This window comes from Planomicrobium okeanokoites (genome assembly GCF_003428875.1).
Taxonomy (GTDB): domain Bacteria; phylum Bacillota; class Bacilli; order Bacillales_A; family Planococcaceae; genus Planococcus; species Planococcus okeanokoites.
The window spans coordinates 54,287-76,833 of sequence record NZ_QQRS01000004.1 but is presented as its reverse complement, the minus strand read 5'-3'; the positions used below and the strand labels follow the sequence as shown (position 1 = coordinate 76,833).

Below are 22,547 nucleotides of genomic sequence, written 5' to 3'. Positions count from 1 at the left end.
GGGGCAAAGAGATGAAAACCAGTGAAGTGAAAGCGATCATCACGGGCGGAGCATCGGGGCTTGGTGAAGCAACCGTCCGCCGTATCGTGGAAAAAGGCGGGAAAGCGGCGATTTTTGATTTGAATTCTGAAAAAGCGGAGAAACTTATCAAAGAACTTGGCGAAAAATCGGTCTGGTATGCCGAAACGGACGTGACGGATGCTGCTCAAGTGGAGCGGCAAACCGCCGCTGTCATTGAACGGTTTGGTTCGGTCAATCTTGTCGTCAATTGCGCGGGTGTCGGGACGCCAGGCAAGGTCGTTTCAAAAGGACAGCCTCAGCCGCTCGAACAATTCGAGAAAGTGATCCGCATTAACCTGATCGGCAGTTTCAACGTCCTGCGCGTGGCTGCAGCTGCCATGCAAAAGAATGAACCGAATGAACACGGAGAGCGTGGCGTCATCATTTCGACTGCTTCTGTTGCGGCGTATGAAGGACAAATCGGCCAGGCAGCCTACAGCGCCTCGAAAGGCGGCATCGTCTCCATGACACTGCCGATTGCCCGTGAATTCGCGCGTGACGGCATCCGGGTTATGGCCATTGCACCGGGACTTATGAAGACGCCGATGTTTGACGGTCTGCCGGAAGCGGCAATCGCGTCTCTCGAATCGGCGGTGCCATTCCCGGCGCGGCTGGGACGGCCGGAGGAATATGCGCAATTAGTGGAAAGCATCGTGGAGAATCCGATGCTGAATGGTGAGACAATCCGGCTGGACGGAGCAATCCGCATGCAGCCGAAATAGGGGGCATTAAAATGGGCAAATATCGTTTTGAAGAAGATGAGCATATCATGTTCCGTAAGTCGCTGCGGAAATTTCTTGAAAAAGAAGCGGTGCCACAATATGAGCAATGGGAACAGGATCGCCTGATTCCGAAATCATTCTGGAAGAAACTTGGGGACATGGGCTTCCTATGCCCGCAGGTTGAAGAGCAGTATGGCGGCCTCGGGCTTGATTTCCGTTACGCCGTCATCATCGGCGAAGAGATGGAGCGGGTCGGCGCCAGCCTCACCGGTGTCGGACTTCACAACGATATCACTGTGCCGTATATCGAATCCTACGGCAATGAAGAACAGAAACAGCGCTGGCTGCCAGGTTGCATTTCAGGGGATTACATCACGGCGATCGCGATGACGGAACCTGGAGCGGGCTCTGACCTGGCCAATATATCAACTACGGCTGTACGTGACGGTGATAATTATATCGTCAATGGCCAAAAAACCTTTATCACCAATGGCATCAATTCGACGCATGTGGTTGTTGTCGTAAAAACCGATACAAAAGTGGAGCCGAAGCACCGTGGAATTTCCTTGCTGATGATCGAAGAAGGGATGCCGGGCTTTACAAAAGGGCGCAAACTGGATAAAGTCGGCCTTCACGCACAGGATACTTCCGAATTATATTTTGAGGATTGTGTCGTGCCGGCAGCGAATTTGATCGGTGAAGAGAACAAAGGCTTCACCTATTTGATGGAAAAATTACAGCAGGAGCGCCTCGTGGTGGCGATGGCAGCCCAGACGGCTTCAGAAGATATGCTGGAAATGACCGTCGACTATGTAAAATCAAGACAGGCATTCGGCAAGCCGATCAGCGCTTTCCAGAACACGCAATTCAAGTTGGTTGAAATGGCTACTGAAGTGGAACTGGGGCATTCATTCCTTGAGTCGTTGATCGAAGAGCATATGGCGGGCAAGGATATCGTGTCCAAAGTATCGATGGCCAAATACTGGCTGACGGATACCGCCAAAAAAATCTCGGGCGAATGCATGCAATTGCACGGCGGCTACGGTTATATGGAAGAATACAAAATCGCCCGCCGCTACCGCGACATTCCGGTGGCAGCGATCTATGCCGGATCCAATGAAATCATGAAAACGATTGTCGCGAAGCGGATGGGTCTTTGAACCTTCTGCTTGACAGAATAAACAAACTAATTTAATCTGAACATCAACTTGTTGGAAGAGCGGCAAGTCTATTTGAGAGAAGAGCCCAGAGAAGACTAGAATAGCAGAGAGCAAAATCGAGGATTGAGACGAGTAGGCAATGGATTCTATTTAGAGAGTCAGCGGCTGGTGGGAGCTGATTGGAATTCTTGCACGAATGGACTTAGGAGAGCTGGCCTGAAAATGAAAATGAGTAAGGCAGACGTATGCCCTGCGTTAAAGGGAAAGGCGAACAGCCTGTTTGAGTGAGTGCAGAAATGCATTAATGCGTGGTGGTACCGCGGTTTTTTAAACCCGTCCCCGCAACCGGATCTATTTCCGGTTGCGGGGATTTTTGTATTCCAAAAGAGCTGAGGAGAGATGAAGATGAGACGAGCAGAGAATTTAAGTGAGCACAGAATGTACAGCAAATCGATGGAAATATTGGACGGACGGATGGAAGACCATGAAATCAGGGAATTTCTTGTGGCTTTGCATGCTAAAGGAGAAACGGCTGACGAGATGGTCGGCCTTGTAAAAGCGATGCGCTCAAAAGCGGTGGCTTTGCCGGAAACGGAGGGGCTGTTGATTGATGTATGCGGCACGGGAGGCGACCGTTCGTTCAGTTTTAATATCAGCACGCTGACGGCGTTCGTACTTGCGGGTTGCGGCATGAAAGTGGCGAAGCACGGCAACCGCAGTGTTTCGAGCAAGACGGGCAGCGCGGATGTGCTGGAAGAACTGGGGATTGGGACGACAGCGGATCCGGCAATTATTCCTGAATTGATTGACCAGACGGGAATCGCGTTTTTATTTGCGCCAGCTATCCATCCGGCGCTCGGAAAATTGCGGGAAGTGCGGAAGAGCATCGCGACACCGACCATCTTCAATCTGGTCGGGCCACTCGCCAATCCGTTACCGATTGAAGTGCAGATGACCGGCGTGTACCGGCGCGATATGCTGGAGCCGATGGCGGATGCATTGATGCGGCTCGGCAGAAAACGCGGTGTGATGGTCCACGGAGCAGGCGGCATGGACGAGCTTTCGCTGGCGGGCACCAATGAATTATTGTTTTTTGATGAAGATGGCAAGAAGGCGGTCCAGTTTCATCCGGAAGAAGCGGGCTTGAAGCTGGCGCCGGTTGAGGCAATCCGAGGCGGAGACGCCAAACGCAACGCGGCGATTTTTATGGAAGTGCTGGAAGGACGCGAAAGTGCATACCTGGATACAGTGGCGCTGAACGCGGGAGTCGCCATTTTCGCAAGTGGCAACGCCGGAACGATTGCGGAAGGCGTACACGCAGCAAGAAAATCCATCCTTTCCGGAGAAACAGGCCGTGTATTTGAAGCGCACCGTCAGGCAGTGGGGGTGTTGGTATGAATATATTGGATGAAATCATTGTGGCAAAACGTGAAGAAATAAAAAGTTATTCACCAGTTGAACAAGTTAAAGGGAATGCATTTCCTCAGAAATTCCGCTTGGCCGAACGATTGCGGCAAGGGCCGGGTGTCATCGCGGAAATCAAACGGGCTTCACCGTCAAAAGGCGATATCCGGCTGGACGTTGATGTCGCGGGGCAGGCGAAGCAATACGAACAGGCAGGAGCGGCCGCGATTTCGGTTTTAACGGATAAATCTTATTTCAAAGGATCGATTGAAGATTTGAAAAATGTGGCGCAGCTCGTTTCAGTGCCGGTGCTTTGTAAAGACTTTATCATAGATGAAATTCAGATAGACCGGGCGAAAAATGCGGGAGCGACGATCATTCTTTTGATCGTTGCGGCACTTCAGCAAAAAGAACTTGAACGCCTGTTTTCATATGCGCAGACACAAGGGCTGGAAGTGCTCGTCGAAGTGCATGACACCGAAGAACTTCAGGCTGCAGTGGACTTGGGAGCGGAATTGATCGGCGTCAACAACCGGAATTTGAAAACGTTCGAAGTATCACTGCAGCAGACAGCGGAAATCGCCGAATGTTTCCCGTCGGACAGCAACGCTTTATTGATCAGTGAGAGCGGTATTTTTACAGAAGACGACGCGGCATTTGCATTCGGCAAAGGTGCGGCCGGCATTCTGGTCGGTGAAGCGCTGATGCGGTCGGAAGATGCAGGTGGCTGGATTACAGCGGTGACGTCGCTGGAGGTGGGGGAATGACGAAGGTGAAGATATGCGGCTTGCAGGAAGAAGTGCATGTCCGCGCTGCATCCGCTGCTGATGCGGCGGGATTCGTTTTTGCGCCGAGCCGCAGGCGGGTAACGGTGGAACAGGCTGCCCACCTGGCTGATGAGTTGCCTGGATCAGTAGAAAAAATAGGTGTTTTTGTAAATGCGGAACTGGATGAAGTGCTGGCAGCGGTTCGAGAAGTCCCGTTGACGATGGTGCAGCTGCACGGAGATGAAACGGATGAGTTTATTCGCAGTATTCCCGTAAAAGTCATACAGGCATTTTCGGTCCGTGACATTGAAGATGTAAAAAAACTTGAAAAATCGATTGCGGATTATGTGCTGGTTGATGCACCTGGAATCGACTTTCGCGGGGGGAGCGGGCGGACCTTCGATTGGAGCTTGCTGGAAAAATCCTCAATCGATCCCGCAAGACTGATTGTGGCGGGCGGACTGGATTCGGCAAATGTTGGACAGGCAATCGGTTCTCTGGCTCCGTATATGGTCGATGTGTCCAGTGGAGTCGAAACTAAAGGCAAGAAAGACGCAGATAAAATAAAAAGTTTCATAAAAACTGTAAAGGGTGATTCGATGCAGCAAGCAACGGGAACAGAGAACGTAACAGGGTTTTTCGGACGTTTCGGCGGCCAATTTGTGCCGGAGACATTGATGAAAGCTGTGAAGGAGCTGGAAGCGGCTTATGCGGAAGCGAAAGAAGATGCCGATTTCCAGGCGGATTATCATAAGTATTTAAAAGAATATGTCGGACGTGAACAGCCGCTGACATATGCGGCGCGGCTGACGGAAGCATGGGGCGGCCCGAAAGTTTATCTGAAACGGGAAGACCTCAATCACACCGGGGCCCATAAAATCAATAACGCAATCGGTCAGGCGCTGCTGGCGATCAGGATGGGCAAACGCAAAATTGTCGCGGAAACAGGCGCCGGCCAGCACGGTGTGGCGACAGCCACAATCTGTGCGCTGCTTGACTTGGAATGCGTCATTTTCATGGGAGAAGAAGACATCAGGCGGCAGCAATTGAACGTATTCCGGATGAAGCTTTTGGGAGCGAAAGTCGAGAGTGTCACAAAAGGCAGTGCCACTTTGAAAGATGCAGTGAATGAAGCGCTGCGCTACTGGGTGACGAATGTGGAAGATACTCATTATCTCATCGGTTCTGCACTCGGACCGCATCCGTTCCCGACAATGGTCCGCGATTTCCAGAGTGTGATCGGCCGTGAGACGCGTGAGCAGATTCTCGACAAGGAAGGGCGCTTGCCGGATGTCATCCTGGCTTGTGTCGGCGGCGGATCAAACGCAATCGGCATGTTCCATCCTTTTGTGGGAGACGAATCCGTGAGGCTCATCGGAGTGGAAGCGGCAGGCGAAGGCGTTGATACGGCCCGGCATGCCGCGACACTGACAAAAGGAACAGAAGGCGTGCTGCACGGAGCCTATATGAAGCTTCTGCAGGATGAAAACGGACAGGTCCAGGAAGCGCACTCGATTTCGGCTGGTTTGGATTATCCGGGTGTAGGCCCTGAACATGTCCATTTGGAAGACATCGGCCGAGTTGAATATAAGGCGGTAACAGATGAAGAAGCGCTGGCTTCGGTCATCAAGCTGTCGAGACTCGAGGGCATCATTCCGGCGCTTGAATCGGCGCACGCCGTGGCGGAAGCGGAAAAGGCAGCCGCTGCGATGGGGCCGGAAGAAATATTGATCATCTGCGTTTCCGGACGTGGTGATAAGGACATGGCGACCTACGCGGAAAAATTGGAGGGACTGGCATGAAACGCTTGAAGGATTTGAAAGATAATGGAGATAAAGCATTTGTCGCTTATATCATGGCGGGAGATGGAGGGCTCGATAAATTGCGCGGCCAAGTGGAGTATCTGCAGACGACAGGTGTAACAGCGATCGAAATCGGCATTCCTTTTTCCGATCCGGTCGCAGATGGACCGGTCATCGAAGAAGCAGGAAACCGTGCGCTCGCGGAAGGTGTGACACTGGATAAGGTTTTACTCGAAATGGAGAGCTGGGATTTCAACTTAAAGATCCCATTGATCGTCATGACATATTTAAATCCGGTCATCCGCTACGGCGCGGAGCGGTTCGCTGAGTCCTGCAAGGAGGCCGGCGTTTCAGCGGTCATCATCCCGGATCTGCCATTTGAGCACCAGCAGCTGGTCGAACCTTATTTGAAAAAGACCGGCATCACACTGATCCAGCTTGTTACGCTTACCACCACTGAAAATCGGCTCGAAGACATCTTGGCGGCGGCTGAAGGATTTGTTTATGCCGTTACGGTAACCGGCATTACCGGTGTGCGTGACGAAATGACGCAGGAAGTGCAGGAATTCATGAAAACGGTACGCTCTAAGAGCCCTGTGCCGGTTTACGCGGGTTTCGGGATTTCGAAAACCGAACATATTGAAATGCTGCGGGATGACGTCGACGGATTCATCGTGGGGTCGGCGATTGTTAAAGCTTTTCACGACAATAAAATCGAAGACATCGAACCCCTCATCCATGCAGTGACCCAGCGCAACCCGGTATAATGGATGCCGGAGGGATGTAAGATGTTCAAACCAGTCACAGCGGATTTTTTTGATATGCCCACTCTTGATTTGTCGCGCAACCTGCTGGGGCAGCTGCTTGTACACGAGCTTCCGGAAGGAATCGTCGCTGGGCGGATCGTCGAGACGGAAGCCTATATGGGAGCGGAAGACCGTGCGGCGCACAGCTTCGGCAATAGGCGGACGAAACGGACTGAAATCATGTTCGGCAAGTCAGGGCTTGTCTATACGTACCAAATGCATACGCATACGCTGATCAATGTTGTCAGCGGTCCGGTCGACACACCACGTGCCATTCTGATCCGGGCAGTGGAACCGGTTGAAGGGATTGACTTGATGGCGGACCTGCGCGGCCGGCATCTGCCGATTAAGCAATGGACGAGCGGTCCCGGCAAACTGACAAAGGCGATGGGGATTTCAATGGATTATTATGGCCATCATTTTACAGAGCGCCCATTGTATATCGCTGAAGGAGATCCGGTGCATGCCGTTTCTGTCGGACCGAGGGTCGGCATCGGCAATTCACAGGAAGCTGTCCATTACCCATATCGATTTTGGGAACAGGACAATCCTTATGTCTCGAAATTCCGGTAAGCGCCATGTTTAGTAATTTCTCTATGTGGAATAATAAGGGAGAGTATTAAATTAAAGGAGTGGAAGACAGTGGCAAAAATTGCAACGCTAATTACTGATATGTTTGAGGATGTAGAATATACCGACCCATCGAAAGCATTCAACGATGCAGGTCACGAAGTTTTCACGATTGAAAAAGAAGCTGGCAAGGAAGTTACAGGCAAGCAGGGTGAAGCTGTTGTGTCTATCGATAAGGGCATCGACGAAGTGAATCCGGACGATTATGATGCGCTGTTCCTGCCTGGTGGATTTTCGCCGGACCAATTGCGTGCGGATGATCGTTTCGTGGACTTCACGAAAGCATTCATGGATGCAAAAAAACCGGTATTCGCAATCTGCCATGGCCCGCAATTGCTGATTTCAGCAAAAGCGCTTGAAGGCCGCAAGGCGACAGGCTTCAAATCGATCCAAACAGATATGGAATACGCCGGTGCCAAATTAGTGGATGAAGAAGTGGCCGTTTGCCAGGATCAATTGGTGACAAGCCGCCAACCGGATGACATCCCGGCATTCAACCGTGAATCATTGCGTGTACTTGAACAGTATTCGTCAAAATAATAATCTAGGTAAAGGAACCCCGGCAGCTTCGGATGCCGGGGTTTTTTGGTGCGGAAAATCGGGTTAACGCAAACAATCGGGGTTATAACGCAAACAACAAAGGCTATAACGCAAACAACGGTAATTATCCCGCAAACAACCTCTGCTATCGCACAAACAACAGCAAATTCACTGGATTTTACCTTGATTAAATAAGTAAACACTTATATAATGGGTGACGGAACTCTTGAAAGAAGGTGAATGCTTTGGATTATTCATACATGGAATCCTATTTGAAGGCAATCAGCGATCATAATCGGATGCTGATACTGAAGTACTTGTCGAAAGACTCACTTTGTATATGTGAATTTACGGAATTGCTGGATATGACGCAGCCGGCGGTTAGCCAGCATATGCGCAAGTTGAAAACGGCTGAATTGGTGACTGAAGAAAAGCGGGGGCGTTGGACCATTTGGTCGCTGAACGTTCGTCATGCGCTTTATCCGATGCTGATCCATTTGCTCAGCCTGTTGCCTGAGCCGGAAATTACAGTGGAATCTCTGGAAGCGGAAGGAAAAAAAGTAGTTTGTGAATAAGGAGTTGTTTGGATAGTGGAAGTTGGATTAGCAAGTTTTATCTTTATCGTCACATTAATTTTTGTCATATGGCAGCCGCGCGGATTGTCAATCGGCTGGTCGGCGATTGCCGGCGCAGTGGTAGCATTATTATTCGGAGTGGTTGATTTTGGTGATGTCTGGGATGTGACCGGCATCGTCTGGAATGCGACATTGACGTTTGTCGCTTTGATCATCATCTCTTTAATACTTGATGAAATCGGGTTTTTTGAATGGGCGGCATTACATATGGCCCGCTTGGCTAAAGGGAGCGGCCTTCGGATGTTCTTTCTGGTGACAGTTCTTGGCGCCATTGTTGCGGCGCTTTTCGCCAATGACGGAGCGGCATTGATTTTGACGCCGATCGTCCTGGCGATGGTGAGAGCTTTGAATTTCAAGGATGCGATGATTCTGCCGTTCATCATGGCTTCCGGGTTTATTGCGGACACGGCATCATTGCCGTTTGTCATCAGTAACTTGGTGAATATCGTTTCAGCGGACTTTTTCAATATCGGATTCACTGAATATGCGATTCGCATGGTTGTACCTAACTTGTTCAGTATCCTGGCCAGCATGCTGGTTCTTTACCTTTATTTCCGTAAAGATATTCCGAAAGAATTCGATGCCAGTGTATTGAAAACACCTGCCTCGGCTATTAAGGATCTGAAAATGTTCCGTCTGTCCTGGGTGGTTCTGGCGGTATTGCTGATCGGGTATTTCGCAAGTGAAACGTTGGATATTCCGGTCTCGTTCATCGCGGGAGCGGTCGCCATCATTTTCCTGGCGATTGCGCGCAGAAGCGAAGCGGTCGAGACGATGACCGTGCTGAAGGGTGCGCCTTGGGCGATCGTTTTCTTCTCGATCGGTATGTATGTAGTCGTTTATGGGTTGCGCAATGTCGGCTTGACTTCGGTTTTGGCAACTGCAATCGAGTGGACGGCGGGGCACGGACTATATGCGGCGACAATCGGCATGGGCTTTATCGCGGCCATCCTTTCGTCAGTCATGAATAATATGCCGACCGTCATGATCGATGCGTTGGCCATCGCTGAAACCAATACGACAGGCGTCGTGCGGGAAGCGTTGATCTATGCCAATGTCATTGGCTCGGATCTCGGTCCGAAAATCACGCCGATCGGCTCGCTCGCTACATTATTATGGCTGCACGTCCTGAAAACAAAGGGCGTCACCATCAGTTGGGGTTATTATTTCAAAATCGGGATCATCCTGACGATTCCGACATTGTTCATCACGTTGACCGGCCTGTATTTGTGGCTGACAATCTTGAACTAAATAAATAAAAGAGGTTCACCTGTTACGGTGAACCTCTTTTTGGCCTTTTGGCGGAGTTGGGAATAAAAGCAGGAGAGTTGGGAATAAACCGATAGAAGTTGGGAATAAACCGATAAAAGTTGGGAATAAATCGGACAAAGTTGGGAGTAAAAGTGAAATCGGTTCACTTTATTGATAATAAAAAACAGGCACCCTAGAAATAGAGTGCCTGTTTTACATTGTCCAGACTCCAGCGGCCCAGCTCTTCGGGTCATAAGCCACTTTGTGTCTAGTCTCCAGTGCCTAGCTCTTCGGGATATAAGTCAAACCAGCTGCGTGGCAAAGATCGCCACTACACTGATTCGTCTTATACCCGTCAGAGCTGAACAGGCACTTCCGCTTTTCTTTTGCTTAATCCAAAAACTTAGCCATATAGATTTCATCATAATATTTACCATTGATAAACATGGAATCCTGTCGAATCCCTTCGGAAACATAACCGGCTTTTTCGAATAATTTCCTGCCTGGCTTATCATTCTCGACCACAGTCAATTCGAGGCGGCTGATGTTTTTCGAAGCTGCCCATTCTTCGCCTTTTTGAAGCAGTTTAGTGGCAATGCCTTTGCGGCGGGCATCCGCTTGAACGCCTACGCACATTTCAGCGCGATGTGCTGCGCGCTTCGCTGCGTTGCCGATGATTGTCAAAAAGCCCACATGTTCACCGTTCAAAATAGCGATAAAGATCGTGGAATGGCCACTTTGGCGCCATTCAATGATTTGTTTGCGGACTTTTTGGGTGGACTGGGTACGTTCGTCTTTCCCGTACAGCATAAATTCGGATTCAGCTTCCACCGTTTTCATCAAAGCGGCAAGGGAACGTGCGTCGCCGTGTTCAGCATTGCGGATCAATAGGATATCTTCATCACCATTGCCATCCTTCGCATTTTTACCTTTGGAAGAATCGATTTTTTCAAATACGACATAACGATTCGTCTCCACTTCACTGACAAAATAACCGGCATCCATCCAGGCGTGGAAATGCTTGGCAGGCGCTTTGGTCTTTTTCCACCAGCTTCTATTCAAATAAGCAGCGTTAGGCAATTGCTGGCCCATAATCTGTTCGATTTCATTGAAGCTTAGCTTGATTGTTGGATTTGTGGCAGATGAAAAGTAATTTGCTAAAGGAATGTATTTCTTTTCCAGAATTATAGTCAATATTTTCACTTCCCTTCAGAAATTTATGGCTTAATTGTATTAATTATACCATTAGTACTATTGCTAAGTATATTGATTTGTCCCTTAATACTAAAAAAATTCTATTCAGAATAATAATAATTTCAAATATAGAGATATTTTACTTTAAAATTCCATTAAAAGTACTTGTTTTAACAATAAAACCAATTTTAGTAATTATAAAGGCGTAGTCATATAATACTACATAATGAAAAAAATCACTATGGCTTTTTTTATTAAATTTTTCATTAGGTTTATATAAATCACAGGAAATGACGAATTTAAGCGACTTTAACACAGAAAGTTCAGCTGTCCGGACAGTTATGATAGAATTACACAGAAACCAACAATGATCAGGAGGCATAAAAATGTCAAAAGTTTTTGTATTAGGCCATAAAAATCCGGACACGGATTCCATTTGTTCCGCTTTATCTTATGCGCATCTCAAGAAAGAAACAGGAATGGAAGCGGAAGCCATCCGCCTTGGCGAGATGAATAACGAAACGATTTACGCACTTAAGGAATTCGGTTTTGAAGCACCTCGGCTTGTAACGCGGGTATCAGAGGAAGCTTCACAGGTAATCCTTGTGGACCACAACGAACGCCAGCAAAGTGCTGACGATATTGATGAAGTCCAGGTGATTGAAGTAATCGACCATCACCGGATCGCCAACTTTGAAACAACAGATCCTTTGTTCTTCCGGGCGGAGCCGGTCGGCTGCACAACAACCATCCTGTTGAAGCTTTACAAAGAAAATGGCGTAACGGTACCTGCCAATATTGCGGGGCTGATGCTGTCCGCCATCATTTCCGATTCGCTGTTATTCAAATCGCCTACCTGCACTGACCAGGATATCCAGGCAGCACGCGAACTGGCTGAAATCGCCGGCGTCGATGCTGAGGTATACGGGCTGGCTATGCTGAAAGCAGGGGCGGATTTAAGCAATAAAACACTTGAAGACTTGATTTCGCTGGATTCAAAAGAATTTGAAGCAGGAGATCACCGTTTTGAAGTGGCCCAAGTGAATGCGATTGATGTAAATGAAGTCCTTGATCGCCAGCACGAGATTGAAGTGCTGATGAACCAGCTGGTTGCCGACAAAGGTCTTGACCTCTTTGTATTTGTGGTGACGGATATTCTGAACAACAATTCGGAAGCGATCGTACTTGGAAGAAATTCCGGCATAATCGAAGGCGCATTCAAATCGAGCGTTGTCGACAATCGTGTCCTGCTGCCAGGCATCGTTTCACGCAAGAAGCAGATCGTTCCGGTAATCACGGAAGCCTTAAGCTGATTCCCTTTTGGGAATCAGTTTTTTTTAATTTATAAATGTAGAACTGAATTGTAAATGGAGTTTAACAAGCAGAATGATTGAGGATGCCTTTTGTGCTTGCTATAGTATAGAACGAGGTGAACAACGATGTTGAAAATTGAAATTTGGTCGGATTACGTGTGCCCGTTTTGTTACATAGGCAAACGTACACTGGAACAGGCACTTCTAAAAACAGGCTTTAATAATCAGGCCGAAGTTACTTTTAAAGCTTATCAGTTGGATCCCGCTACTCCGGTAGATTCCAGCATGCCAGTATATGAAAGTTTGGCCGCGAAATTTGGCCAGTCCGTGGAACAGGCGAAAGAGATGACGAAAGGTGTAGCTCAGCATGCACAGCAAGTCGGGTTGCATTATGACTTTGACAATATGGTGCAGGCAAACACACTGGCCGCTCACCGCCTGGTGAAATTTGCAGAAACGAAAAATCTTGAAGCAGTTTTGACAGAACAGCTGCTGAACGCATATTTCGTAAATGCCGAGCATATCGGCAAGCATGATGTGTTATTGGATCACGCAGAAAAAGCAGGATTGCCGCGCAATGAAGCCAAAGCCGTCCTGGATTCTGATGAGTTCATGGCCGATGTGGAGCAGGATATAGCGGAAGCCGGTCAATTGGGCGTTCAGGGAGTTCCTTTTTTCGTCATCAATCGGAAATACGCTATATCCGGTGCACAGCCTTTGGATGCTTTTGTTGATTCCATCAAGCAAATCGCCGATGAAGAAGGCTTGCGTCCTGCTTTAAAACCCTTGGGCAGCAAAAAAACCAGCTATTGCACTGGAGATTCCTGTTCTTCTGACTGAGTCTGCCAGGCAACTTAATTGACCAGGTCATAAAAATTAATTAGAATTAAGAAGTCTTTAATTTGAGATAAATAATACTAAGAAATAAAGGAGTTTTGTTTTTCATGAACGTTTTAGTAGTAAAAGCCAATAACCGTCCCGCATCAGAGGGCGTTTCAAGTAAAATGTACGACGTATTTATGGATAATGTGGGATCTGGCGCGAATGTGAAAACGTTCGACGTGTTCAAAGAAGATATGCCGTATTTCGGCCAGGATTTCTTCGACGCTATGCAGAAATCAGCGCAAGCTGAAGAATTGAATGACATCGAGCAGCGCATTTTGACAGCTGCGAACAAAGCGATGGACGCTTTCCTTGATGCTGATGTTGTCGTATTCGCATTCCCGTTATGGAATAAAACAATTCCAGCGCCATTGCAGACATTCATCGATTACATCTACCGCGCAGGCGTAACATTCAAATATACGGAAGAAGGTCCACAAGGCCTTGTACCTGAAAAGAAAGTCATCATCCTAAATGCCCGCGGCGGCGTCTACTCGACTCCGGAAATGGCACCAAGCGAAATGAGCGTCAACTATGTGCGCATGATCATGAACTTCTTCGGCATCGAAGACATCGAAGAAGTGATTATCGAAGGCCATAACATGTATCCTGACAAAGCGCAGGAAATCATTGAGGACGGCATGAAACGTGTCGAAGAAATGGCTCAGTCACTTGAAAAAATAAGAGTGTAACAGAAGGGACTTACCCGGAAGCGCAAATGCGTTTCCGGGTTTTTCTTTGCGCTTAATTTTCAGACGGAAGGGTACATAGGAAGTAAATGAAAATATTAGGAGGTATCATGCGGCGATGACGAATGAAAACATGAACATTCCAGAATCGAAAGAATCCTACTGGCGCGCATTTAAAGATGTACCGAATTATCCGCAGCTGCAAAAGAACGAATCGACGGAAGTTGGGGTGGTCGGCGGTGGCATTGCCGGCATCATCAGTGCTTATCTCTTGGCAAAGGCCGGGAAAAAAGTGACCTTGATCGATGCCGGAAAACTGATTGACGGCGTCACCGGCTACACTACGGCGAAAATTTCAGCCCAGCATGACTTGATTTATTCTGATTTAATCAAGATGTCCGGCGAAGTGGAAGCGAAAAAATATTATGATGCCAACATCGAAGGACTTGAATTCATCAAAAACACGGCAAAAGAACTTGGTATTGATTGTGACTTCGAGCATCACGATGCGTTTGTCTATGCCAATACGGAAGCCGGAGCCAAATTGATTGAGCAGGAAGCGGAAGCGTATGAACAGCTTGGACTGCCCGGTGGTTTGGCGAAATCGGAAGCAGAGTTGCCGTTTGACATCAAAGAAGCGATTGTCATGCGCGACCAGGCCCAATTTCACCCAGTGAAATTTCTGGCGGGACTCGTGAAGGAATTTGAACGGCTCGGCGGCACGGTTTATGAAAAAACACGGGCTATAAAAATTCTCAGCAAACAAGATCCGGTAGTCCAAACGGAAAACATGTCACACCTGTCCTGTGAGAAAGTGATTGTGGCTACCCATTATCCATTTAATGACGCTGACGGGATGTATTTCGCGAGGATGTCAGTAGAACGTTCATATGTGGTGGCGGCAAAAGTAAAAGGCGATCTTCCGAAACATATGTACATCAGCACGGATAAGCCGAGCCGTTCACTGCGGTATGCAACTGATGGCAACGGAGAAAGGTTTTTGCTGATCGGCGGGGAAGACCATGGCTCGGGCAAGCATAAAGGAGATACACTGGAAAATTATCAAAAGCTTGCGGAGTGGGGAGATGAATATTTCGGCATCGAAAATATTCCATATCGGTGGTCAGCCCAGGATATGACGACGCTTGATAAAGTCCCTTATATAGGTACAAGTACGGTTGGCTATGAGAAGATCCTGGTCGCTACCGGCTTTCACAAGTGGGGAATGGCCCACGGTGCTCTAGCGGGGATGCTGTTAAGTGATCAGATCCTTGGCAATGAAAACCGCTACGCCTCTTTATATAATCCGACCCGCACTAAGATGAAGCCTGCCGATATGGCAAGTTTCGCAAAAGACAACGCATCGGTTGCGAAAGAACTGGTCAAAGGCAAGCTGCAGCGCCCGACGAAGACGGCCGACTCCCTTGAGAAAGGGGAAGGGGCAAGCGTCAAAACATCAAAAGGAGCGGCCGGCGGCTACCGTGATGAATATGGCCAGCTGCATCTTGTTGATACGACCTGTACCCATATGGGCTGTGAAACGAAATGGAATGACGCGGAACGGTCATGGGACTGCCCGTGCCACGGCTCGCGCTTCTCTTACACAGGTGAAGTACTGGAAGGCCCGGCCGTCAAACCGCTGAAGCGGATTGAAGAATAATTAATTATAGAAATAAAAAGTGAGAAAGGAGCTGCAGGAAATCTGCAGCTCCTTTAAATATTTGTAGAAAAAGAAAACCGATATTCCACAAAACAGCTCCGCTTTCCTGGGGACTCGAGCTGAGCTAACTCGTGCTCGGTCCCCTTCGCCCGAGTGGATCTCAGCACTTCGTTCGAACCGGAGTTGAAAAGCCAACTCCGGTTCTAATCCCCTGGGAGTCTTCGCTGTTTTGCTTCATATCTCAGAATCGCTTTCTATAAAGACATGGTATGAGAATTTTGTTTTCTGAGAATATATTCATTTACTTGTACAGATATAAAGTGTAGCAGCAGCCGGCGAAGTGCAAAGATGTGCTCCTGCATCGCTTCGCTGCTTCGTCGCAAAGACCTATCCTCGCAAGCTTCGGCCAATGTCTTTCCTGCAGGAAACAGAGCGAGTCCTGAGACCCCGCAGGCGCAAAGCGACGAGGAGGCTCAGGCAGCTCCCTGCGGAACGCGTCCGGCTGCAGCGAAATGGTTGAAGAAGTTGATGTTTCTCGACAGCCTGAAAAAGGAGCTGCAATTAAATCTGCAGCTCCTTTTACTATGGATTTATAAATTATGCTGGATTAGCTTGCAGTTCCAACGTGATCTTGATGTCTTCGCCTACAAGCACGCCGCCTGTTTCAAGCGTCTGGTTCCAAGTAAGGCCGAAATCTTTGCGGTTCACTTTGCCTTCGCCGCTGAATGCTACAACTTCCACGCCCCATGGGTTAACGCCTTTGCCGCCGTATTCCACATCAAAAGTGGCTGGGCGAGTAACACCTTTCATCGTTAAGTCGCCTGTCAATTCGTACTCGTCGTCACCTTTTTTGACGATTTCGTTTGCATTGAAAGTGATATGAGGATGCTGTTCAGCATCGAAGAAATCCGCCGAACGCAAGTGGTTGTCACGGTCTTCGTTGTTTGTATTGATGCTTGCCACGTCGACTTTGAAATCGATCAATGCGCCTTGAAGATCCGTTTCATCGGCTTCAACTGTTGCGTCATATGATGCGAAAGAGCCTTTCACTTTTGATACCATCATGTGTTTTACTGAAAAGCCGATTTCTGAATGCGCTGCGTCTACTGTCCATTTTTTCATGTTTGATTTCCTCCAATATTTTTATGTCTAACCAAACTATAAAACAATAAAACTATGATGTCAATATACTTTAATTAATTATTCTCGAATTCGAGATAAATATTTTATTGGACTTTTGAACGTAACTGACCATAAAAGCTTGTCAAATGGGCAATAAAATCGGATACTATTAGAAGTTAAACGTTTAGAAGGGATTTGCTTGGAATGACGAAAGAAAGATGGTTATCAGACCTTCGCCGATTTGTGGCGGACAGCCACGTGAAAATCGACGAACCGCTACATCTCCATACATTGACAAGAATGGGCGGACCGGCTGATATTTTTGTATCACCTACAAACGAAGATGAAACTGCTTATACAGTGAAATATGCATATGAAAATAATATTCCCCTATTATTGTTGGGGAATGGCTCGAACATGGTCGTACGTGACGGCGGAGTAAGGGGAATTGTATTGAACCTGAAAAGCCTTAACGAAATCCGCATCGATGGTATGAATGTCTACGCGCAAGGCGGCGCAAACATCAAGGAAGTTTCTAAAGCCGCTGCTTTGAACACGTTGACGGGCTTTGAATTCGCATGCGGGATCCCGGGTTCTGTCGGCGGAGCGATGGCGATGAACGCCGGAGCATACGGCGGAGAGATCAAAGACATCATTGTTCAGGCGACCGTCCTGACCAAGACGGGCGATAAACTTCTTCTATCCAAAGAAGAGCTTGAACTGGATTACCGCAAGAGTGTCATAACGAAAAAAGGCTATTATGTTTTGTCGGCTGAATTCGGTCTTGAAAGAGGGGACCAAAACGTCATTGACGCGAAAATGGCCGATTTGACGCATCAGCGGGAATCCAAGCAGCCGCTTGAATTCCCTTCAGCCGGAAGTGTCTTCAAACGTCCGCCGGGCAATTTTGCGGGCAAGCTGATCCAGGAAAGTGGTTTACAAGGCAAAGGATTCGGCGGTGCGGAAGTTTCGACCAAGCACGCAGGGTTTATTGTCAATAAAAACAATGCGACGGCCAATGATTATATCCAGACAATTGAAATGGTGAAATCGGCTGTCCGGGAAAAATTCGGCATCGATTTGGAGCTTGAAGTGAAAATTGTCGGCGACGATACAGTGTGAATAATTAGCGGGAAGCCCTTAATAAGGGGCTCCCGTTTTTTTAATGGCGCAAAATCATGCTATAATTGAATAATAAATAATCGTGGGAGCTGATGGTGATAGACTATACAATTAATGGAATCATCCTTATCTGCGGCGCTTTCCTGTTAATGGGGGTGCTGATGACAAAAATTTCAGCACGTGCTGGAGTCCCTTCCCTAGTTCTCTTCATGATTATCGGAATGATCCTCGGCAGCGATATTTCCGGCCTCATTTATTTCTCCAATGCTGAAGTTGCGCAATTGGTTGGTGTAGTGGCCTTGATCATCATATTGTTTGAAGGCGGACTGCAGACGCAATGGAAGAATATACGTCCGGTGCTTGGCGGATCTTTGGTCCTGGCCACGCTTGGCGTTCTGATAACAACTGCAGTAGTGGCAGCTGCAGCTTATTATGTTTTGGGCATATCCGTTCTGGAAGCTCTTCTGCTTGGCTCGATTGTCGGATCGACCGATGCGGCTGCCGTTTTCTCGGTTCTGGCGGGGCAGAATATCAAAGGACGGATTTCTTCGACTCTGGAAGCGGAATCCGGTACCAATGACCCGATGGCGATGTTCCTGACAATCGCCTTTATCCAATTGATCCTGACGCCTGACTCCTCTGTCTTCACGATGCTTGGCAGCTTTGTGCTGCAAATGGGCGTCGGCGGGATTTTAGGAGTGGGGCTCGGTCTGCTCGCTTCGTGGACAATCAATCGCATCAAATTGAATGCTTCAGGTCTGTATGCTGTCCTGTCTGTCGGCTTTGCCATATTCATCTACAGCTTTACGGCTATTCTTGGCGGCAGCGGCCTGTTGGCGGTCTACCTGGCGGCACTTGTCATCGGAACGCGCGATTTGACGCACAGCTATTCGATCATCAGTTTCAATGAAGGACTTGCATGGCTTATGCAGATCCTGATGTTCGTCATCTTGGGGCTTCTCGTTTTCCCAAGCCAGCTGGCTGACTGGGACCTCATTTGGAAAGGACTTGTCCTGTCGCTTGTGCTGATCTTTATCGCCCGGCCGATCGCTGTCTTCGCATCGACGATTTTCTTCGATTATTCATTGAATGAAAAATTGTTCATGTCCTGGGCAGGGCTTCGTGGTGCGGTGCCGATCGTGTTGGCGACGTTCCCGATGCTTGCCGGTCTGGAAAATAGTTTCCTGTTCTTCAATGTCGTGTTCTTTATCGTTTTAACCTCCGCTTTGCTGCAAGGTTCAACCATTCCTTTCTTTGCAAATAAATTGAAATTGAATGGACGGCCATCGCCCAAACGCATCCACTCACTGGAGTTGGTGTCGATGGATAAAGCGAATGCAGAAATGCTGGAAGTTGAATTGACCAGCAAGTCACCGTTTGCCGGCCAGCTTGTGCAGACGATCGGTCTGCCGAAGCAGACATTGATCAGTGCGATCATCCGCTCAGGCCGCCTGGTTATGCCAACCGGCACAACGAAGCTCAAAGTCGGTGACGTACTCTATGTCCTGACAGAGAAAAAGCAAGTGTCAAAAGTGAAAATGGTTCTTGGTGAAGAGGACATCGTAAACTAGCCCGCTAATATGCGGGCTTTTTTACATTGAAGGAATTGCCGTGGCTATGGTCGAATAAAATTAAGACATCGAAAAGGGGGAGAAAGTGGAAATGGAGAAAAAGCAGAAAAAGAGAAAATGGCTTAAATGGGTGTTGGGGACGCTTGGGGTGTTGGTGGCGATTGCCGTTATCGGACTCATTTATGTTAACGCTTACATAGGAAAATCAAAACCGGTGATCAATGGGGAATTAAACGTCTCCGTACTGGATGAAGATGTGACGGTTACCCGTGACGACATCGGTGTTCCGCATATCGAAGCGCAGTCCGATGCAGACCTGTACCGCGCGCAAGGCTATGTCGTGGCACAGGACCGGTTGTTCCAGATGGATTTGTCACGTCGGCAGGCAAGCGGAAGATTGGCGGAAGCAGTCGGCGCTGCGGCAGTCGATACGGATAAATTTTTCCGGACTTTCAGTTTGCGCGACGCGGCTGAAAAGTCATGGGAAGGCTACGATGACGAATCGAAGCAAGTGCTGGAATGGTTTGCAGAAGGAGTCAACGCTTTTATAGATGAAGCAAAGGAAGAAGATACCCTGAGTTATGAATTCAGTTTGCTTGGCTACGAGCCGGAAGAGTGGACACCGGTCGATTCACTGGCCATCGGAAAATTCATGGCCTACGATCTTGGGGGCAATTGGTCATCGCTTGCCGTAAGACACTGGGCGCTTGGTGAATTTCCTGAAGCGAAAGCCAAGGAGTTGTTTATCGACTATCCGGAAGATGCACCGGCAATTATCGAAGCCAATATCAACAGCCAGGTAAAAGTGGCGGGCGAATTCGATGCTTCGCTTGTGCCGAATGAATTCAACGGCAGCAATAACTGGGTCGTTTCCGGTGATAAGACGGAAAGCGGCATGCCGCTCCTGGCAGATGACCCGCATCTTGGGTTAAGTACGCCGTCCATCTGGTATCAGATGCATTTGCAGTCTCCGGAGCAGAATGTCAGCGGCGTCATTTTCGCTGGCGTGCCCGGCATCATTCTCGGGCACAACGAAGAAGTCGCCTGGGGTGTCACCAATGTCGGTCCTGATGTACAGGACCTTTATATCGAAACGCCGAATCCGGAAGATCCGACTCAATTCCGTTATGAAGGTGAATGGGAGCAGGCGGAAGTAAGGGATGAGCCGATCAAAGTGAAAGACGGCGAAACCGTTGATTTTGAAGTGGTGGTCACTCGCCATGGTCCGGTCATTTCTGAACTGCTCTATGAAGAGGAAGATCCGGGCGCGGTGTTTTCAATGCAATGGACGGCCCTTGAACCGACTCTTGAACTGCAGGCAGTCCTGGGTTTCAATAAAGCTTCAAACTGGGAGGACTTTGAAACGGCGCTGGAAGATTTCCAGGCGCCTGCCCAGAATTTCGTTTTTGCGGGAACGGATGGCACCATCGCTTATAAAGCGAACGGACGCATTCCAATCCGTAAAACAGGTGATGGCCAATTGCCGGTTCCCGGTGATTCCGCGGATTATGGCTGGGAAGGCTATGTGCCATTCGATGAATTGCCGACTGTTGTGAATCCGGAAAACGGTTTTATTGCCACGGCGAACAATGAAGTGGTCGACGATTCCTATGAATACCATATCACTGATTTTTGGGCACAGCCCTACCGCTACAAGCGGATCGCGGAAGTGCTGGAGGCATCAGATAATTTAACGGCTGAAGATATGATGGAGCTTCAGATGGATAAGAAAAATCTTTATGCTGAGGAATTTTTGGCGGATATGATCGAAGCAGTCAGGGCGGAAAGTGACGACTACGAAGAAGAGCTTGCGATTCTCGCTGAATGGGACCAGGTGGATGCTGCAGATCAGGCGGCGCCGCTGATGTTCCATAAATGGATGAAACAGCTGCCGCATACGTTGCTGGAAGACAGCTTCCCGGAGGATGTCTATGAGCTGATGCCGGGCAAAAATCACATTACGGATGCGATGATGCGCGACTCGTTTGCCGGCAATGACGGAACATGGGTCAGTGAATATGGCGGCGTCGGAAAGTGGCTGACGGATGCGCTGGAAACAAGCTTAACGGAAATTGAAGATGAGTTTTCGGGAGACCCGGAAGACTGGAAATGGGGAGAGTATCATCAATTGACATTCCCGCATCCGCTCGCAGGAGCTTCTCCTATATTCGAAAGTATCCTGAATCCGGATCCGGTGGCACTTGGCGGTTCAAATATCACCGTGCAGGCGGCAGCATTTGATGAACAGGGCAATGTCGACCACGGAGCGGCATGGCGATTTGTAGCAGACCTTTCTGATTTATCCAGTGCACACCATATTGTAGGGCCGGGTCTGAGCGGCCATGTGAAATCTGACTTCTTCCATAATCAAGTCGGCAAATGGGCGGAAGGCAATTACCATGAGACAACGATAGACGGTTCGGCGGAAGGATCGACCTTAACACTCACAGCCGAGTAAGTTATAATGGGAAAAAAAGATATGGGGCGTTTGATTTGAAAAGGATGTTAGCGGTCGGATTCGGCGGCATGGCGGGTTCTTTGCTGCGGGCCTGGATTTACGCAGCGGTTCCGGGCACTGTCAGTCTCTGGATCATCAATATCGTCGGCAGTTTTCTGATCGGTTTCGCAGTCATGAAACTCAGCGGAAAATCTGCTGAACTGCGGCTGTTCATCTCGACTGGGCTGCTTGGATCATTTACGACTTTTTCGGCTTTCTCGAATGATTGGTTCCGGATGCTTGAGAATTCCCTGGCAACCGGTATTCTATATGGTCTCGGAATGACCATCGCGGCAACAGCGGCAGCAGCTGCCGGATTGTGGCTTGGGCGGGAAGGGGTGAGTGGATGAGCGGGATTGAAATTGCGCTTGGCGGATTTCTCGGCGCCATGGCCCGTTACCTGTTTTACCTGGTCGCTGAAGCCCGGTGGCGTCAGCCGAAAATTGCTACGCTGCTGGTGAATATCCTGGGTTCATTTGCTTTAGGTGCATTTGTCGGAAGCGGCAATCTGTCCGTTTTTTGGATGACCGGATTTCTTGGCGCATTCACCACGTTCTCGACGATGGCGCTGGATGCGGTAAAGGATTTTGAAGACGGCAAATGGCTGGCAGGTATTTCTTACTTGCTTGCAAATCTGCTCGGCGGATTGGGTTTGTTTGTAGCAGGATATATGATTTTTTAACGTTAAGAGGCTGGAAACCGACGGATACCGTCTGTTTC

Annotated in this window: 21 protein-coding genes and 1 other annotated feature; of the genes, 19 read left to right on the top strand and 2 right to left on the bottom strand. The window is 48.6% G+C overall.

What is annotated here, in order from left to right; translation table 11 throughout:
• Positions 1–11 precede the first annotated feature (11 nt).
• The 10 genes from D2910_RS10290 to D2910_RS10245 all read left to right on the top strand — a co-directional run bounded on the left by D2910_RS10290 (position 12) and on the right by D2910_RS10245 (position 9,777).
• Complete coding sequence (locus D2910_RS10290; protein ID WP_117313442.1) at positions 12–782, top strand: 3-hydroxyacyl-CoA dehydrogenase; 771 nt, start codon at positions 12–14, stop codon at positions 780–782.
• A gap of 11 nt (positions 783–793) precedes the next feature.
• Entirely contained in the window at positions 794–1,942 is a 1,149-nt protein-coding gene (locus D2910_RS10285) for an acyl-CoA dehydrogenase family protein (protein WP_117313441.1), read from the top strand.
• A 110-nt stretch (positions 1,943–2,052) separates the two neighbouring features.
• Positions 2,053–2,286, top strand: a binding site (T-box leader).
• A gap of 61 nt (positions 2,287–2,347) precedes the next feature.
• The gene (trpD, locus tag D2910_RS10280) at positions 2,348–3,340 is read left to right on the top strand and encodes an anthranilate phosphoribosyltransferase (RefSeq protein WP_117313440.1); all 993 of its coding nucleotides are present in this window, start codon (positions 2,348–2,350) and stop codon (positions 3,338–3,340) included.
• The gene (gene trpC, locus D2910_RS10275; RefSeq protein ID WP_117313439.1) at positions 3,337–4,113 is read left to right on the top strand and encodes an indole-3-glycerol phosphate synthase TrpC; all 777 of its coding nucleotides are present in this window, start codon (positions 3,337–3,339) and stop codon (positions 4,111–4,113) included. Before trpD ends, trpC begins: the two co-directional genes overlap by 4 nt.
• Complete coding sequence (gene trpB, locus D2910_RS10270) at positions 4,110–5,915, top strand: tryptophan synthase subunit beta (RefSeq protein ID WP_117313438.1); 1,806 nt, start codon at positions 4,110–4,112, stop codon at positions 5,913–5,915. Before trpC ends, trpB begins: the two co-directional genes overlap by 4 nt.
• Positions 5,912–6,682 (top strand): tryptophan synthase subunit alpha, encoded by a 771-nt coding sequence (gene trpA, locus D2910_RS10265; protein ID WP_117313437.1) that lies wholly within the window; start codon positions 5,912–5,914, stop codon positions 6,680–6,682. Before trpB ends, trpA begins: the two co-directional genes overlap by 4 nt.
• Positions 6,683–6,703: 21 nt before the next feature.
• On the top strand, positions 6,704–7,294 hold the full coding sequence (locus tag D2910_RS10260; RefSeq protein ID WP_117313436.1) for a DNA-3-methyladenine glycosylase: 591 nt from the start codon (positions 6,704–6,706) through the stop codon (positions 7,292–7,294).
• A gap of 69 nt (positions 7,295–7,363) precedes the next feature.
• Positions 7,364–7,891 carry a type 1 glutamine amidotransferase domain-containing protein gene (locus D2910_RS10255; protein ID WP_117313435.1) on the top strand — a complete coding sequence of 176 codons (528 nt, stop codon included), beginning with the start codon at positions 7,364–7,366 and terminating at the stop codon, positions 7,889–7,891.
• A 236-nt stretch (positions 7,892–8,127) separates the two neighbouring features.
• Positions 8,128–8,466 carry an ArsR/SmtB family transcription factor gene (locus D2910_RS10250; RefSeq protein ID WP_240633600.1) on the top strand — a complete coding sequence of 113 codons (339 nt, stop codon included), beginning with the start codon at positions 8,128–8,130 and terminating at the stop codon, positions 8,464–8,466.
• Between the two features lie 15 nt (positions 8,467–8,481).
• Positions 8,482–9,777, top strand: coding sequence for an arsenic transporter (locus tag D2910_RS10245; RefSeq protein ID WP_372869774.1), 1,296 nt, complete (start codon positions 8,482–8,484; stop codon positions 9,775–9,777).
• A gap of 390 nt (positions 9,778–10,167) precedes the next feature.
• Here D2910_RS10245 and D2910_RS10240 read toward each other — a convergent pair whose 3' ends face one another.
• Complete coding sequence (locus D2910_RS10240; RefSeq protein WP_233208568.1) at positions 10,168–10,980, bottom strand: GNAT family N-acetyltransferase; 813 nt, start codon at positions 10,978–10,980, stop codon at positions 10,168–10,170.
• Between the two features lie 377 nt (positions 10,981–11,357).
• On the opposite strand from D2910_RS10240, the gene D2910_RS10235 reads away from it, so the two are divergent.
• The 4 genes from D2910_RS10235 to D2910_RS10220 all read left to right on the top strand — a co-directional run bounded on the left by D2910_RS10235 (position 11,358) and on the right by D2910_RS10220 (position 15,515).
• Entirely contained in the window at positions 11,358–12,284 is a 927-nt protein-coding gene (locus tag D2910_RS10235; RefSeq protein WP_117313433.1) for a manganese-dependent inorganic pyrophosphatase, read from the top strand.
• A 129-nt stretch (positions 12,285–12,413) separates the two neighbouring features.
• A complete protein-coding gene (locus D2910_RS10230) occupies positions 12,414–13,124 on the top strand; it encodes a DsbA family oxidoreductase (protein ID WP_084243397.1) in 711 nt (236 codons plus the stop codon).
• Between the two features lie 104 nt (positions 13,125–13,228).
• Positions 13,229–13,858, top strand: a complete 630-nt coding sequence (locus D2910_RS10225) for an FMN-dependent NADH-azoreductase (protein ID WP_117313432.1) — start codon at positions 13,229–13,231, stop codon at positions 13,856–13,858.
• 115 nt (positions 13,859–13,973) lie between these two features.
• A complete protein-coding gene (locus tag D2910_RS10220) occupies positions 13,974–15,515 on the top strand; it encodes an FAD-dependent oxidoreductase (protein WP_117313431.1) in 1,542 nt (513 codons plus the stop codon).
• A 597-nt stretch (positions 15,516–16,112) separates the two neighbouring features.
• Here the strand turns inward: D2910_RS10220 and D2910_RS10215 are convergent.
• Positions 16,113–16,637 (bottom strand): YceI family protein, encoded by a 525-nt coding sequence (locus tag D2910_RS10215; RefSeq protein WP_084243073.1) that lies wholly within the window; start codon positions 16,635–16,637, stop codon positions 16,113–16,115.
• A 204-nt stretch (positions 16,638–16,841) separates the two neighbouring features.
• Between D2910_RS10215 and murB the strand changes: the two genes are divergently transcribed.
• The 5 genes from murB (at position 16,842) to D2910_RS10190 (ending at position 22,509) form a co-directional block, all read left to right on the top strand.
• Entirely contained in the window at positions 16,842–17,759 is a 918-nt protein-coding gene (gene murB, locus D2910_RS10210; protein WP_084243072.1) for a UDP-N-acetylmuramate dehydrogenase, read from the top strand.
• A gap of 92 nt (positions 17,760–17,851) precedes the next feature.
• Positions 17,852–19,330, top strand: coding sequence for a potassium/proton antiporter (locus tag D2910_RS10205; RefSeq protein WP_084243071.1), 1,479 nt, complete (start codon positions 17,852–17,854; stop codon positions 19,328–19,330).
• Positions 19,331–19,421: 91 nt separating this feature from the next.
• Positions 19,422–21,788, top strand: a complete 2,367-nt coding sequence (locus tag D2910_RS10200; RefSeq protein ID WP_117313430.1) for a penicillin acylase family protein — start codon at positions 19,422–19,424, stop codon at positions 21,786–21,788.
• A gap of 44 nt (positions 21,789–21,832) precedes the next feature.
• On the top strand, positions 21,833–22,177 hold the full coding sequence (locus D2910_RS10195) for a fluoride efflux transporter FluC (protein WP_240633615.1): 345 nt from the start codon (positions 21,833–21,835) through the stop codon (positions 22,175–22,177).
• Complete coding sequence (locus D2910_RS10190) at positions 22,174–22,509, top strand: fluoride efflux transporter FluC (RefSeq protein WP_117313428.1); 336 nt, start codon at positions 22,174–22,176, stop codon at positions 22,507–22,509. Before D2910_RS10195 ends, D2910_RS10190 begins: the two co-directional genes overlap by 4 nt.
• The last annotated feature ends 38 nt before the right edge of the window (positions 22,510–22,547 follow it).